General features: G+C 43.4%; 18 protein-coding genes. 16 read left to right on the top strand and 2 right to left on the bottom strand.

Going from position 1 to position 14,846, the window contains the following annotated elements:
* The first annotated feature begins 9 nt into the window (after nucleotides 1-9).
* The 5 genes from D8802_RS02080 (at nucleotide 10) to D8802_RS02060 (ending at nucleotide 4,679) form a co-directional block, all read left to right on the top strand.
* A complete protein-coding gene (locus D8802_RS02080; protein ID WP_125394607.1) occupies nucleotides 10-687 on the top strand; it encodes a tRNA (adenine(22)-N(1))-methyltransferase in 678 nt (225 codons plus the stop codon).
* Nucleotides 674-1,471 (top strand): Nif3-like dinuclear metal center hexameric protein, encoded by a 798-nt coding sequence (locus tag D8802_RS02075; protein WP_125394606.1) that lies wholly within the window; start codon nucleotides 674-676, stop codon nucleotides 1,469-1,471. The genes D8802_RS02080 and D8802_RS02075 overlap by 14 nt, the downstream gene beginning before the upstream one ends.
* Before the next feature lie 16 nt (nucleotides 1,472-1,487).
* Entirely contained in the window at nucleotides 1,488-2,591 is a 1,104-nt protein-coding gene (locus tag D8802_RS02070; RefSeq protein WP_185758178.1) for an NAD(P)/FAD-dependent oxidoreductase, read from the top strand.
* A gap of 101 nt (nucleotides 2,592-2,692) precedes the next feature.
* Nucleotides 2,693-3,712, top strand: a complete 1,020-nt coding sequence (gene galE / locus D8802_RS02065; protein WP_125394604.1) for a UDP-glucose 4-epimerase GalE — start codon at nucleotides 2,693-2,695, stop codon at nucleotides 3,710-3,712.
* A complete protein-coding gene (locus D8802_RS02060) occupies nucleotides 3,696-4,679 on the top strand; it encodes a glycosyltransferase family 2 protein (protein WP_185758177.1) in 984 nt (327 codons plus the stop codon). Before galE ends, D8802_RS02060 begins: the two co-directional genes overlap by 17 nt.
* Before the next feature lie 82 nt (nucleotides 4,680-4,761).
* Here D8802_RS02060 and D8802_RS02055 read toward each other — a convergent pair whose 3' ends face one another.
* Nucleotides 4,762-4,965, bottom strand: a complete 204-nt coding sequence (locus D8802_RS02055; protein ID WP_080566872.1) for a ferredoxin — start codon at nucleotides 4,963-4,965, stop codon at nucleotides 4,762-4,764.
* A 45-nt stretch (nucleotides 4,966-5,010) separates the two neighbouring features.
* On the opposite strand from D8802_RS02055, the gene D8802_RS02050 reads away from it, so the two are divergent.
* The 9 genes from D8802_RS02050 (at nucleotide 5,011) to whiA (ending at nucleotide 12,058) form a co-directional block, all read left to right on the top strand.
* Complete coding sequence (locus D8802_RS02050) at nucleotides 5,011-5,505, top strand: SAG1386/EF1546 family surface-associated protein (RefSeq protein WP_125394601.1); 495 nt, start codon at nucleotides 5,011-5,013, stop codon at nucleotides 5,503-5,505.
* A gap of 9 nt (nucleotides 5,506-5,514) precedes the next feature.
* Nucleotides 5,515-6,189 (top strand): (d)CMP kinase, encoded by a 675-nt coding sequence (gene cmk, locus D8802_RS02045; protein WP_061454465.1) that lies wholly within the window; start codon nucleotides 5,515-5,517, stop codon nucleotides 6,187-6,189.
* A gap of 118 nt (nucleotides 6,190-6,307) precedes the next feature.
* Complete coding sequence (locus tag D8802_RS02040) at nucleotides 6,308-6,814, top strand: dihydrofolate reductase (RefSeq protein WP_125394600.1); 507 nt, start codon at nucleotides 6,308-6,310, stop codon at nucleotides 6,812-6,814.
* Between the two features lie 201 nt (nucleotides 6,815-7,015).
* Nucleotides 7,016-8,248 carry an ATP-dependent Clp protease ATP-binding subunit ClpX gene (gene clpX / locus D8802_RS02030; protein ID WP_002874765.1) on the top strand — a complete coding sequence of 411 codons (1,233 nt, stop codon included), beginning with the start codon at nucleotides 7,016-7,018 and terminating at the stop codon, nucleotides 8,246-8,248.
* A gap of 8 nt (nucleotides 8,249-8,256) precedes the next feature.
* Entirely contained in the window at nucleotides 8,257-8,844 is a 588-nt protein-coding gene (gene yihA / locus D8802_RS02025) for a ribosome biogenesis GTP-binding protein YihA/YsxC (protein ID WP_125394599.1), read from the top strand.
* 9 nt (nucleotides 8,845-8,853) lie between these two features.
* A complete protein-coding gene (locus tag D8802_RS02020; protein ID WP_001140420.1) occupies nucleotides 8,854-9,234 on the top strand; it encodes a RidA family protein in 381 nt (126 codons plus the stop codon).
* A gap of 51 nt (nucleotides 9,235-9,285) precedes the next feature.
* Nucleotides 9,286-10,176, top strand: coding sequence for an RNase adapter RapZ (rapZ, locus tag D8802_RS02015; RefSeq protein WP_125394598.1), 891 nt, complete (start codon nucleotides 9,286-9,288; stop codon nucleotides 10,174-10,176).
* Nucleotides 10,173-11,150, top strand: a complete 978-nt coding sequence (locus D8802_RS02010) for a YvcK family protein (RefSeq protein ID WP_001231058.1) — start codon at nucleotides 10,173-10,175, stop codon at nucleotides 11,148-11,150. The genes rapZ and D8802_RS02010 overlap by 4 nt, the downstream gene beginning before the upstream one ends.
* Nucleotides 11,147-12,058, top strand: coding sequence for a DNA-binding protein WhiA (gene whiA / locus D8802_RS02005; protein ID WP_125394597.1), 912 nt, complete (start codon nucleotides 11,147-11,149; stop codon nucleotides 12,056-12,058). Before D8802_RS02010 ends, whiA begins: the two co-directional genes overlap by 4 nt.
* Before the next feature lie 31 nt (nucleotides 12,059-12,089).
* Here the strand turns inward: whiA and D8802_RS02000 are convergent, their stop codons facing one another.
* A complete protein-coding gene (locus D8802_RS02000; RefSeq protein ID WP_125394596.1) occupies nucleotides 12,090-13,058 on the bottom strand; it encodes an NAD(P)/FAD-dependent oxidoreductase in 969 nt (322 codons plus the stop codon).
* A gap of 136 nt (nucleotides 13,059-13,194) precedes the next feature.
* Between D8802_RS02000 and cdaA the strand changes: the two genes are divergently transcribed.
* Together cdaA and D8802_RS01985 are read left to right on the top strand one after the other, a co-directional pair.
* On the top strand, nucleotides 13,195-14,052 hold the full coding sequence (cdaA, locus tag D8802_RS01990; RefSeq protein WP_125394595.1) for a diadenylate cyclase CdaA: 858 nt from the start codon (nucleotides 13,195-13,197) through the stop codon (nucleotides 14,050-14,052).
* Nucleotides 14,039-14,821: a CdaR family protein gene (locus D8802_RS01985; protein WP_125394594.1), complete on the top strand. Its 783-nt coding sequence runs from the start codon at nucleotides 14,039-14,041 to the stop codon at nucleotides 14,819-14,821. The genes cdaA and D8802_RS01985 overlap by 14 nt, the downstream gene beginning before the upstream one ends.
* Nucleotides 14,822-14,846: the final 25 nt, after the last annotated feature.

Genomic DNA, 14,846 nt, shown 5'->3' with positions numbered 1-14,846 from the left:
TGAGAGAAGATGATTTCAAAGAGATTAGAATTGGTAGCGTCCTTTGTGCCCCAAGGTGCTGTGTTACTTGATGTGGGGAGTGACCATGCTTATCTGCCCATCGAGTTAGTTGAGAGAGGCCAAATCAAAAGCGCCATTGCAGGGGAAGTGGTGGAAGGTCCTTACCAGTCTGCGGTTAAAAATGTTGAGGCTCACGGTCTAAAGGAGAAAATCCAAGTCCGTTTAGCCAATGGCTTAGTGGCATTTGAAGAGGCTGACCAAGTCTCTATTATCACCATTGCTGGTATGGGTGGCCGTTTGATTGCTACCATATTGGAAGAAGGATTGGATAAACTTGCGAGTGTAGAACGTTTAATCCTCCAACCCAATAATCGTGAAGACGACTTGCGCATCTGGCTACAAGAGCACGGTTTCCAGATTGTAGCAGAAAGCATCTTAGAAGAGGCTGGCAAGTTTTATGAAATTCTAGTGGTGGAAGCTGGACAAATGAAGCTATCAGCCAGTGATGTTCGCTTTGGCCCCTTCTTGTCCAAAGAAATCAGCCCAATCTTTGTCGAAAAATGGCAAAAAGAAGCAGCTAAGCTAGAATTTGCTCTTAGCCAAATCCCAGAAAAAAATCTGGAGGAACGCCAAGTTCTAGTAGATAAAATTCAAGCCATAAAGGAGGTTCTCCATGCTAGCAAGTGAAGTTATCAGAGCTTATGAAGCCTTTTGCCCTCAGGAATTGTCTATGGAGGGAGACAGTCGTGGTCTGCAAATCGGTACTCTAGATAAGGAGATCCAAAGGGTTATGGTTGCCCTGGATATACGTGAAGAGACGGTGGCAGAGGCCGCTGAAAAGGGGATAGACTTGATTATCGTCAAGCACGCGCCGATTTTCCGTCCTATCAAGGACTTGGTAGCTAGTCGTCCGCAAAATCAGATTTACATCGACCTCATCAAGAATGACATTGCAGTTTATGTCAGCCATACCAATATTGACATCGTTGAAAATGGTCTCAATGATTGGTTCTGTCAGATGCTGGGTATTGAGGAAACGACTTATCTGCAGGAAACAGGCCCAGAACGTGGGATTGGTCGGATTGGAAATATTCAAACTCAGACATTTGGGGAATTTGCCCAGCATGTCAAGCAAATCTTTGGTCTAGATAGTCTTCGAATGGTGCATTATCAAGAGAGTGATTTGCAGAAGCCTATTTCAAGAGTGGCCATCTGTGGTGGCAGTGGGCAGTCTTTCTACTCTGATGCTTTAGCAAAGGGGGCAGATGTTTATATCACTGGCGATATCTACTATCACACAGCTCAGGATATGCTATCTGATGGCCTGTTGGCACTGGATCCTGGACATTATATCGAAGTGCTGTTTGTGGAAAAAATCGCTGCACTCTTTACTCAATGGAAGGCAGAGAAGGGATGGTCTATTGATATTTTTCCTAGTCAAGCATCAACCAATCCTTTCCACCATATCTAGTTAGAAGGTGAAGACAATGAAAAAAGTTGCCATTATTGGAGCAGGGATTGTGGGGGCAACAGCTGCCTACTACCTCGCGAAAGAAAGCGACCTAGAGATAACTGTTTTTGACCATGGTCAAGGTCAGGCAACCAAGGCAGCAGCGGGAATTATCAGTCCTTGGTTTTCCAAACGCCGTAATAAAGCCTGGTACAAGATGGCGCGTTTGGGGGCTGACTTTTATGTGGATTTGTTGGCTGATTTAGAAAATTCTGGTCAGGAAATTGATTTTTACCAGCGTTCAGGAGTTTTTCTCCTGAAAAAGGATGAATCCAAGTTGGAAGAGCTCTATGAACTAGCCCTCCAGCGCGGAGAAGATTCTCCCTTGATAGGCCAGTTAGCTATTTTGGATCAAGCATCAGCTAATGAATTATTCCCTAACTTGCAGGGATTTGACCGCCTGCTCTATGCATCTGGTGGAGCGAGAGTAGATGGTCAACTCTTAGTGACTCGTTTGCTGGAAGCTAGTCAGGTCAAGCCGGTCAAAGAAAAGGTGAGCCTGACACCTTTAACATCAGGTTACCAGATTGGTGAAGAGGTATTTGATCAGGTTATTTTGGCGACGGGAGCTTGGTTAGGATACATTTTGGAGCCTTTAGGATATGAGGTAGATGTTCGTCCCCAAAAGGGACAGCTCCGAGATTATCAGCTCTCCAAAGACCTAGCATCTTACCCTGTTGTCATGCCAGAAGGAGAGTGGGATTTAATTCCTTTTGCAGTCGGGAAATTGTCCTTAGGCGCTACCCATGAAAATGATATGGGATTTGATTTGACAGTGGATGAAATCTTGCTCCAACAAATGGAGGAAGCAGCCTTGCCTCACTATCCAGCCTTGGCAGAAGCAAAATCATCAGGTGAGCGTGTGGGAATCCGTGCCTATACTCGTGATTTCTCGCCTTTCTTTGGGGAAGTACCTGGCTTAGCAGGTGTCTATGCGGCTAGTGGACTTGGTTCATCAGGCCTCACAACGGGTCCTATCATTGGTTACCATCTAGCCCAGCTGGTCCAAGACAAGGAGTTGACCTTGGATCCAGTAAACTATCCAATTGCAAACTATGTCAAACGAGTAAAAAGCGAATAAGATTTTACTGAAAATTTAGCAGGTAGTTTAGGATGGCAAATGACATTCCCTATCAAAAATGGTAAAATAAGAAAAAATAATCCGAGAATCGAGGAAAAAAGATGCAAGAAAAGATTTTGGTAACGGGTGGTGCTGGTTTTATCGGAACTCACACTGTTATTGAGTTGATCCAAGCAGGTCATCAGGTTGTTGTGGTGGATAATCTTGTCAACAGCAACCGTAAAAGTTTAGAAGTTGTTGAAAGAATCACAGGAGTTGAGGTGCCTTTCTATGAGGCAGATATCCGTGATACAGATACCCTCAGAGATATTTTTAAGCAGGAAGAACCGACTGGTGTCATTCACTTTGCTGGTCTGAAGGCTGTTGGCGAATCAACACGCATCCCTCTTGCCTACTATGACAACAATATCGCAGGAACTGTTAGCCTTTTGAAAGCTATGGAAGAAAATAACTGTAAGAACATCATCTTCAGTTCTTCTGCGACAGTTTATGGAGACCCTCATACAGTTCCAATCTTAGAAGATTTCCCACTTTCAGTGACCAACCCGTATGGCCGTACCAAGCTCATGCTAGAGGAAATTCTGACCGATATCTACAAGGCAGACACAGAATGGAATGTGGTCTTGCTTCGTTACTTTAATCCAATCGGAGCACATGAGAGTGGTGACTTGGGAGAAAATCCTAACGGCATTCCAAACAATCTCTTACCATATGTTTCACAAGTAGCAGTGGGCAAACTAGAGCAAGTACAAGTTTTCGGAGATGATTACGATACAGAAGATGGAACCGGGGTTCGTGATTATATCCACGTCGTAGACCTAGCCAAAGGTCACGTTGCAGCTCTTAAAAAACTCCAAAAAGGTTCAGGTCTTAATATTTATAACCTTGGAACAGGTAAAGGATATTCTGTTCTTGAAATTATCCAAAACATGGAAAAAGCGGTGGGACGTCCTATTCCTTACCGCATCGTAGAACGTCGCCCAGGTGATATCGCTGCCTGCTACTCAGACCCAGCAAAAGCCAAAGCCGAACTTGGATGGGAAGCAGAACTCGATATTACTCAAATGTGTGAAGACGCATGGCGTTGGCAAAGCAAGCATCCAAATGGATTTGAAGACTAAGATGATGATTTCAATCATTGTCCCATGTCTAAACGAAGAGGAAGTACTTCCTCTTTTTTATCAGTCTGTTGAAGCACTCCTTCCAGAATTGGGGGCAGAGATCGAGTATGTCTTTGTGGATGATGGTTCAAGCGATGGCACTTTGGAGCTTTTGAAGGCCTATCGGGTGCAAAATCCTGCGGTACATTATATTTCTTTCTCGAGAAATTTTGGGAAAGAAGCAGCTCTGTATGCAGGCTTGCAGCATGCAACTGGAGACTTGGTGGTCGTGATGGATGCAGACCTTCAGGATCCTCCTAGTATGCTACTTGAGATGAAAGCCTTACTAGACCAAAATGCAGACTTGGACTGTGTTGGGACACGGAGAACTAGTCGGGAGGGAGAACCCTTCTTTCGCAGTTTCTGCGCTGACATCTTTTACCGCCTCATGCAAAAAATCAGCCCAGTAGCCCTGCCATCAGGTGTTCGTGATTTTCGGATGATGAGAAGGTCTGTGGTGGATGCCATTTTAAGCTTGACCGAGTCCAATCGTTTTTCTAAGGGCCTCTTTGCCTGGGTCGGTTTTCGAACATACTACCTAGACTATCCAAATGTCGAAAGACAGGCTGGCAAGACCAGTTGGAGTTTTAGACAGCTCTTTTTCTACTCGATTGAAGGGATTCTCAACTTTTCAGATTTTCCCTTGAGTATAGCCTTTGTAGCTGGACTCCTATCTTGTTTTGTTTCTTTTATGATGACTGTTTTTGTGGTGTTTCGAACCCTTATCTTGGGGAATCCGACATCTGGCTGGACCTCTCTGATGGCTGTCATTCTCTTTCTTGGAGGGATTCAACTCCTGACCATTGGGATTTTGGGAAAATATATCAGTAAGATTTATATGGAAACCAAAAAAAGACCACTCTATCTCGTCAAAGAAAAAAGTGATCTTTCTATTTTTGAAGGGAAAAATAACCAGAAAAGACTATAATTTTACCTAGAAATATGCTAAACTAGTAGATGAAGGGATTAAAGTGACAAAAAGAATCAACAAAATCAATCTCCCTTTTAAACTATGATGGATCTTTGAGAAGTGCACGTGTAGGGCACTGTTTGATAGCCTCCAGAACATCGCTGGTCTCAGCGATTTCTCTTTGCAGTTCATCAGGATCATCATAAAAGCGAACGATCCCATTATCATGGTAATCAAAGAGTTCAGAGTAGGTCTGGCAAAGCCCGCAGGCGATGCACCGTTCAGGTATAAGTGTGAGTTTCATATTTATATTGTAATAAGAAAGTTTAAAAAATACAAGGAGTAAGGTATGGAAAAAGAACCGTGGCAAGAAGATATTTATGAAAACAATGAGGAAGAATCAAGAACAGATCGTCGCCGCCGTAAACAAAAAGGAAAAGGTGTTGTTGCCAATCGTGTCTTGACCATTCTAGCTAGCCTCTTCTTTGTAATCGTTGTAGCGATGGTTGTCGTATTGATTTACCTTTCTACTGGAGGAAGTAACCGCACGGCAGCTTTGAAGGATTTTTATGATTCTTCAGCTCCATCGTCAACCTCTAAAGTGGAAGAGTCTTCTTCCTCTACTAGTAAAGCTCAAGAAACGAAAGAATCAACTCCTTCAGAAAGTAGTTCTGAAGAACACACAGATGGGGAAGGAACACTTACTGTTCAGCCAGGAGAGGGTGAAGCCGCTCTTGCTCAACGTGCAGGAATTTCTATTGCCCAGTTGGAAGCTTTGAATCCTTCTCATATGTCATCTGGCTCTTGGTTTGCTAACCCAGGTGATGTGATTAAAACAAGATAGGAGCAGGTCATGAAGACAATTCAAATTGCTATCGATGGTCCAGCTTCGAGTGGTAAGAGTACGGTCGCAAAGATTATCGCTAAGGATTTTGGATACACTTATCTCGATACGGGTGCTATGTACCGTGCTGCGACTTATATAGCGCTCAAACACCAGTTGAATGCAGGAAATGTAGATCAACTTCTTGAGCTTCTTAACCAACACCCCATTAGTTTTGGACGTTCAGAAACAGGTGAGCAACTTGTTTTTGTAGGGGATGTGGATATTACTCATCCGATTCGTGAAAATGAAGTGACCAACAAGGTTTCAAGCATCGCTGCTATTCCTGAAGTACGTGAGAAACTGGTTTCTCTCCAACAAGAGATTGCTCAGCAAGGTGGTATTGTGATGGACGGACGGGATATTGGGACAGTTGTATTACCACAAGCTGAACTCAAGATTTTCCTAGTAGCCTCTGTTGAAGAAAGAGCAGAACGACGTTACAAGGAAAATATTGCTAAAGGTATTGAGACAGACCTGGAAACTCTGAAAGAAGAGATCGCGGCACGTGATTACAAAGATAGTCATCGCGAAACCTCGCCTCTCAAACAAGCAGAGGATGCAGTTTACCTTGACACAACTGGATTAAGTATCCAAGAAGTAGTCGAAAAAATTGAATCAGAAGCAAAAAAACGCATGTCCTAGGGACAGGTGAAGCAGGCTAAGGCTAGCCTGCTTCTTTTCTCTCTTTTGGGAGCATTTGAAAACAGTCTTTTTGGGAGTTTTTTGATAAAATAGTAGTATCAATAAAAAGGATGGAAGCATGACAAAGAAAATCGTAGCCATTTGGGCCCAAGATGAAAAAGGTGTGATTGGTAAAGAAGACCGTCTTCCTTGGCATTTGCCAGCAGAATTACAACATTTTAAGGAAACAACTTTGAACCACGCCATCTTGATGGGACGAGTGACTTTTGATGGAATGGGGCGCCGTCTGCTTCCTAAGCGCCAAACCTTGATTTTGACACGAAACAGTGACGAAGTAGTGGATGGTGCGCTAGTGTTTCAAGATGTGAAGTCTGTTTTAGCTTGGTATCAGAGTCAGGAAAAAAATCTCTATATCATTGGTGGGAAACAGATTTTTCAGGCTTTTGAGCCCTATTTAGATGAAATCATCGTGACGCAGATTCATGCTCAGGTCGAGGGAGATACCTATTTCCCTGAGGAGTTTGACTTGTCTCGTTTTGAGACAGTCGCAAGCAAATCTTATACCCGAGATGAGAAAAACGACTATGATTTTACCATCGAATACCGAGATAGAAAGGAAGTCTAATGGAGCGCAGTATATTTGGATTTTTTACAGCTTTTTTGTGTGTAATCTGTATTTTGACTGGAGCACAGGCTTTTCGTAAGAAGCGCTATGGACTGTCTGCCTTACTCTGGTTGAATGCTTTTACCAATCTAGTAAACAGTGTCCATGCTTTTTATATGACCTTATTTTAGATAGAATGAAAATATAGAACGGAAGGAAATCATGCCTACAAATAGGAAAAATGATATGATGGTTTATTGCTCATTTTGTGGCAAGAGCCAAGAAGAAGTAAAGAAAATAATCGCTGGGAACAACGCCTTTATCTGTAATGAATGTGTGGAGTTGGCACAGGAAATCATTCGGGAGGAGTTGGCCGAGGAAGTCTTGGCAGATTTGTCTGAAGTACCAAAACCAATCGAACTCCTCAATATCTTAAATCACTATGTGATTGGTCAGGATCGTGCCAAACGTGCCTTGGCAGTGGCTGTATACAATCACTATAAACGCATCAATTTCCACGATACGCGTGAAGAGTCTGAAGATGTGGATTTGCAGAAGTCAAACATCTTGATGATTGGCCCAACTGGTTCTGGGAAAACCTTCTTGGCCCAGACCTTGGCTAAGAGTTTGAATGTGCCTTTTGCTATCGCAGATGCGACAGCTCTGACTGAGGCTGGGTATGTGGGTGAGGACGTGGAAAATATCCTCCTCAAACTCTTGCAGGCTGCTGACTTTAACATCGAACGTGCAGAACGTGGGATTATCTACGTAGATGAAATTGACAAAATTGCCAAGAAGAGCGAGAATGTGTCTATCACACGTGACGTTTCGGGTGAAGGAGTGCAACAAGCTCTTCTCAAGATTATCGAGGGAACTGTCGCTAGCGTGCCACCTCAAGGAGGACGCAAACATCCACAACAAGAGATGATTCAGGTGGATACCAAGAATATCCTCTTTATCGTAGGTGGTGCTTTTGATGGCATCGAAGAAATCGTTAAACAACGTCTGGGAGAAAAAGTTATCGGTTTTGGCCAAAATAACAAGGCGATTGACGAAAACAGCTCCTACATGCAAGAAATCATCGCAGAAGACATTCAAAAATTCGGTATTATTCCAGAGTTGATTGGACGCTTGCCTGTCTTTGCAGCCCTTGAGCAATTGACAGTAGATGACTTGGTTCGCATCTTGAAAGAGCCAAGAAATGCCTTGGTCAAACAATACCAAACCTTGCTTTCCTATGATGACGTTGAGTTGGAATTTGACGATGAAGCCCTTCAAGAAATCGCCAATAAGGCTATCGAACGCAAGACAGGGGCGCGTGGTCTTCGTTCTATCATCGAAGAGACAATGCTAGATGTTATGTTTGAAGTACCGAGTCAGGAAAATGTGAAATTGGTTCGCATCACGAAAGAAGCTGTCGATGGAACGGAAAAACCCATCCTAGAAACAGCCTAGAGGTGATTATGGAACTTAATACACACAATGCTGAAATCTTGCTCAGTGCGGCTAATAAGTCCCACTATCCGCAGGATGAACTGCCAGAGATTGCCCTTGCAGGGCGTTCAAATGTCGGCAAGTCTAGCTTTATCAACACCATGTTGAACCGCAAAAATCTTGCTCGTACATCAGGAAAACCTGGGAAGACCCAGTTACTCAACTTTTTCAACATTGATGACAAGATGCGCTTTGTGGATGTACCAGGTTATGGTTATGCCCGCGTTTCCAAAAAGGAACGTGAAAAGTGGGGGCGCATGATTGAGGAGTACCTAACGACTCGGGAAAATCTCCGTGCAGTGGTTAGTCTAGTGGATCTCCGTCATGACCCGTCAGCAGATGATGTGCAGATGTACGAATTTCTCAAGTATTATGAGATTCCAGTTATCATCGTTGCGACTAAGGCGGACAAGATTCCTCGTGGTAAGTGGAACAAGCACGAATCAGAAATCAAAAAGAAATTAAACTTTGACCCAAGTGACGACTTCATCCTTTTTTCATCTGTCAGCAAGGCAGGGATGGATCAGGCTTGGGATGCAATATTAGAAAAATTGTGAGAGAAAGAAATGGCAAAAACAATTCATACAGACAAAGCTCCAAAAGCAATCGGACCTTATGTTCAAGGAAAAATCGTTGGCAACCTTTTGTTTGCTAGCGGTCAAGTTCCTCTTTCACCTGAAACTGGAGAAATTGTAGGGGAGACTATTCAAGAACAGACAGAACAAGTCTTGAAAAATATCGGTGCTATTTTGGCAGAAGCAGGAACAGACTTTGACCATGTTGTCAAAACAACTTGCTTCTTGAGCGATATGAATGACTTTGTTCCTTTTAACGAGGTTTACCAAACTGCCTTTAAAGAGGAATTTCCAGCTCGTTCAGCTGTGGAGGTTGCACGTCTTCCTCGTGATGTAAAAGTCGAAATTGAAGTGATCGCAGAGATTGGATAAGCTAGTTGAAGTTTGGCTCTGCCAAACTTTTTTTGATATAAGGAGAGATAAATGACTAAGAAACAACTTCACCTGGTGATTGTGACAGGGATGAGTGGCGCAGGGAAAACGGTAGCCATTCAGTCCTTCGAGGATTTGGGATATTTCACTATTGACAATATGCCGCCAGCCCTCTTGCCAAAGTTTTTGCAGTTGGTAGAGACCAAGGATGATGACCACAAACTGGCCTTGGTTGTGGACATGCGGAGCCGTTCCTTCTTTTCAGAGATTCAGGCCGTTTTGGATGAATTGGAAAACCAAGATGATTTGGATTTCAAAATCCTCTTTTTAGACGCAGCAGATAAGGAATTGGTGGCACGCTATAAGGAAACTAGACGAAGTCACCCTCTAGCTGCAGATGGTCGGATTTTAGATGGCATCAAGCTGGAACGTGAACTCTTAGCACCTTTGAAAAACATGAGTCAAAATGTGGTGGATACGACAGAACTCACTCCGCGTGAACTGCGTAAAACCATTGCTGAGCAATTTTCAGACCAGGAACAAGCCCAGTCTTTCCGTATCGAAGTCATGTCTTTTGGATTCAAGTATGGTATCCCTATTGATGCAGACTTGGTTTTTGATGTCCGTTTCTTGCCAAACCCATACTACCTCCCTGAGCTCCGTAATCAGACAGGTGAGGATCAAGCAGTTTATGACTATGTGATGAATCATGAAGAGTCTGAAAATTTCTATCAGCACTTACTCGCCTTGATTGAACCCATTTTGCCAAGTTACAAAAAAGAAGGCAAGTCCGTTTTAACCATTGCAGTCGGATGTACAGGTGGACAGCACCGTAGTGTAGCCTTTGCTAAGCGCATAGCTGAGGACCTTGCTAAAAACTGGTCTGTCAATGAAAGCCATCGTGACAAAGACAGAAGAAAGGAAACGGTAAACCGTTCATGAGAAAGCCAAAGATAACGGTGATTGGTGGAGGAACAGGTATCCCCGTCATTTTGAAAAGCTTACGCGAAAAGGATGTTGACATCGCAGCCATCGTAACAGTCGCCGATGATGGTGGCTCTTCTGGTGAACTAAGAAAGAATATCCAACAGCTGACACCGCCAGGTGATCTTCGCAATGTTCTGGTAGCCATGTCGGATATGCCTAAGTTTTATGAGAAGGTTTTTCAGTACCGTTTCTCAGAAGAGGCTGGTGCTTTTGCGGGTCATCCTCTAGGGAATATCATCATAGCAGGGCTCTCTGAAATGCAAGGTTCTACCTATAATGCCATGCAATTACTCAGTAAGTTCTTTCACACAACAGGAAAAATTTACCCATCAAGCGATCAGCCTTTGACACTGCATGCAGTCTTTAAAGACGGTTCTGAGGTGGCAGGTGAGAGCCATATCGCAGATCATCCAGGTATGATCGACCATGTCTATGTGACCAATACCTTGGATGATGAAACACCGCAAGCCAGCCGTCGAGTAGTCAATACCATTCTCGAGAGTGACATGATTGTCTTGGGGCCTGGTTCCCTCTTTACATCGATTTTGCCCAATATTGTCATTGAGGAGATTGGGCAAGCACTCTTGGAGACTAAGGCAGAGATAGCCTATGTCTGCAATATCATGACCCAGCGTGGGGAAACAGAGCACTTTTCAGACAGTGACCACGTGGAAGTCCTCCATAGACATCTAGGTCGGCCTTTTATTGATACGGTCTTGGTCAATATCGAAAAGGTTCCTAGAGAATACATGGATACCAACCGTTTTGATGAGTATTTGGTTCAGGTAGAGCATGACTTTGCTGGTCTTTGCAAGCAGGTTCCTCGTGTGATTTCATCCAACTTCCTTCGTTTGGAAAATGGAGGTGCCTTCCATGATGGCGATTTGATTGTGGATGAATTGATGCGCATCATACAGGTGAGAAAATGAGTTTTACAGTTGCAGTAAAAGAGGAAATTCTTGGTCAACACCATCTCAGCCGTCATGAACTATCGGCCATTATCAAGATGTCTGGCAGTATTGGTCTCTCGATTTCGGGGCTGACCCTGTCTGTCGTGACTGAAAATGCCAAGTTGGCTCGTCACCTTTATGAATCCTTTCTCCATTTCTATGATATCAAGTCAGAGATTCGTCACCATCAGAGAAGCAATCTTCGTAAGAATCGTGTCTATACGGTCTATACCGATGAGAGGGTGCAGGAACTTTTGGCTGATTTGCGACTTGCGGATTCCTTCTTTGGTTTGGAGACAGGCATCGATCCGGATATTTTAGCAGATGAAGAAGCTGGTCGTGCCTACCTATGTGGAGCCTTTCTGGCAAATGGCAGTATCCGTGATCCGGAGTCTGGCAAGTACCAATTGGAGATCAGTTCCGTTTATCTGGACCATGCCCAAGGACTGGGCTCTCTCCTCCAGCAGTTTTTGCTGGATGCAAAGGTTATTGAGCGCAAGAAAGGTGCAGTTACCTATCTCCAGCGGGCAGAAGACATCATGGATTTCTTGATCGTGATTGGTGCTATGCAGGCGCGTGACAACTTTGAACGCATCAAGATCTTGCGTGAAACCCGTAACGATCTCAATCGGGCCAATAATGCTGAAACAGCCAATATCGCTCGGACGGTGTCGGCCAGCATGAAAACCATCAACAATATCAGTAAAATCAAAGATAGAATGGGCTTGGAAAATTTACCAGTGGATTTGCAGGAGGTGGCTCGCTTGCGAATCCAGCACCCAGACTACTCTATCCAGCAGTTGGCAGATAACCTGAGCAATCCCCTAACCAAAAGTGGCGTTAACCACAGACTTAGAAAGATCAATAAAATAGCAGATGAATTATAAAACCACGAATCAGTTGATTCGTGGTTTTTTCTTATAAACTGGTCGAGTGTTTGGGTTGCACTTTTTGTTCTGGGTCAATGTAGTTAATGGCATTGTTAACAGCTGTTGGAGCTTCACCCAGTCCTGTAGCGATCAAATCAATCTTACCTTCATAGTAACAGCAGTCCCCGATAGCATAGATACCTGCTTGGCTGGATTCTTGCTTGCTGTTGACGATAATCTTGTAACGGTTGAGGTCCAGCCCCCAATTTTTAAGATTGCCAACAGATGATTTGAAACCATAGTTGACAAAGAGGTGGTCTACTTCGATAGTTTCGGTTTCATCTGATTTGACTTTGGTGATTTCTAATTTGTCGAGTGTTTTTCCATCTCCGAGGAGTTGGCTAGGAATGAACGGTGTTTTGATGGTTACAGATGATTCTTGCAGGGCTTGCACACTATGTTCCAAGGCGCGGAAGTTATCTCGACGGTGAACAAGGGTAGTTGGCGCAATTTTTTCAAAAGCCAGAGCCCAGTCCACTGCTGAGTCCCCACCACCGAGAATAGTTACTTTCTTACCTGCGTATTGTTGAATGTTGGAAACGTGGTAGTGGATGTTTTCATAATTCTCAACACCTTCTAATTCGAGTGGTCGTGGTTTAAAGGCGCCACCACCCATAGCAATGATGACTGTTTTAGTCAGGTGGTTTCCCTTGTTCGTTGAGATGGTAAATCCTTGATCTTGTTTCTCAATTTCAAGAACGGTTTCGTTGAGGTGAACAGGTGTTTCAAATCCGTTTAGCTGCTCAATCAAGCGATTGGTCAACTCTTCTCCAGTTAAGTTTGGGAAGCCTGGCACATCAAGGATTTGCTTCTCAGGGTAGAGGATGGCTGGTTGACCACCGAGCTGGGGAAGGGAGTCGATGATTTGGACTTTGGCTTGGCGTAGGTGGGCGTAAAAGGCGGCAAAGAGCCCGACAGGACCACCACCTACAATGGTAATATCATAGAGTTGAGACATGATTTCTCCTTCGTTTTTTCTAGTCAGTTTATTTTATCATATTTTTAATCAAATTAAAATGAAGTGGGATAGGGAAAAAATTGTTAGAAAATGGTATAATAGAACGGAACGTGTTTTGATAAGGAGGGAACCAGGGATGAATTTTCAGCAATTTTCCAACTTGCAATACTGGACGAGTTTGTTTTCAAGCCCTTGGAGTATCGTCATCAATCTGATTGATATTCTGATTGTGACTTATATTTTGTATCATTTTACAAAGGCCATTGCAGGTACTAAAATCATGATCTTGGTGCGGGGAGTTTTGGTCTTCATTCTAGCTCAAATTCTGTCCAATATGATTGGTTTAACGACCATTTCTTGGTTGATCAATCAAATCATCACCTACGGGGTCATTGCAGCGGTGGTCATCTTTTCACCAGAGATTCGGACAGGTTTGGAACGGCTGGGTCGGGCAACGGATTTCTTTGCCAATGCTCCGATTAGTGCAGAAGAGCAGATGATTCGTGCCTTTGTCAAATCAGTCGAATACATGAGCCCGCGTAAAATTGGTGCTCTGGTAGCTGTTCAGCGAGTGAGAACCTTGCAGGAATACATCTCGACGGGTATTCCCCTAGATGCCAAGATTTCAGCTGAATTGCTCATCAATATTTTTATTCCTAACACTCCCTTGCACGATGGAGCGGTCATTATCCGAGAAGATCGGATTGCTGTTACTTCAGCCTACTTGCCACTAACTGAAAATACAGAGATTTCCAAAGAGTTTGGAACACGGCATAGGGCGGCGATTGGTTTGTCGGAAGTGTCAGATGCTCTTACCTTTGTGGTTTCGGAGGAAACAGGTGGAATCTCAATTACCTATAATGGAGTCTTTAAGCACGATTTGACCTTGGAAGAGTTTGAATCTGAATTGAGAAGAATCTTACTTCCAACATCAGAGGAAAAACATGGTTTGAAAGAGCGCTTGCTAGGAGGATTGAAACATGAGAAAAAATAGTCTTTATATTATTTCTTCCTTCTTTTTCGCCTGCATCCTCTTTATCTATGCGACTTCTACAAACTATCAGAATAATAATAGTGCCAGACAGGTGCGGACGGAAACCTATACCAATACGGTACTCAATGTACCAATTGATATCCACTATGACAGTGATCAGTACTTTATTAGTGGCTTTACGTCAGAAGTAACGGTTTTCTTGACAGGTTCCAATCGAGTTGCTTTGGCAAGCGAAATGCAGGAAAGTACGCGCAAATTCAAGGTGACAGCTGACTTAACCAATGCCAGTGTTGGAACAATAGAAGTTCCTCTAAACATAGAAAATCTACCAAGTGGTTTGACCGCTGTTGCAACACCGCAAAAGATAACAGTGAAGGTCGGTAAAAAAGCAAAACGAGACAATGTAATCGTTGTGCCAGAGATTGATCCTAGTCAGATTGATTCTCGCGTGAAAATCGATACAGTTACTGTGTCAGATGAAAAAGTAACAGTTATTAGTGACGAGGAAACTCTCTCTAGAGTAGATCGTGTCATTGCCATCTTGCCGACAAGTGAACGGATAACAGGTAACTACTCGGCTTCTGTTCCTCTACAAGCAGTTGATAAAAATGGAAATGTCTTGCCAAGCGTCATTATGCCATTTGACACGACTATGAAAATTACAACAAAAACAGCAGCATCTAGTTCGAGTAACTCGTCAACAAGTTCCTCAGAGGGCAGTTCGTCTTCAACGAGTTCAGAAACGAAATCAGATTCGTCTAAACAATAATAAATAATAGAAAAGGATGATAAAT

This window comes from Streptococcus oralis (assembly GCF_003943395.1).
GTDB lineage: Bacteria > Bacillota > Bacilli > Lactobacillales > Streptococcaceae > Streptococcus > Streptococcus oralis_BF.
The sequence above is the reverse complement of the archived record's forward strand: the minus strand, read 5'-3'. Positions and strand labels throughout refer to the sequence as shown.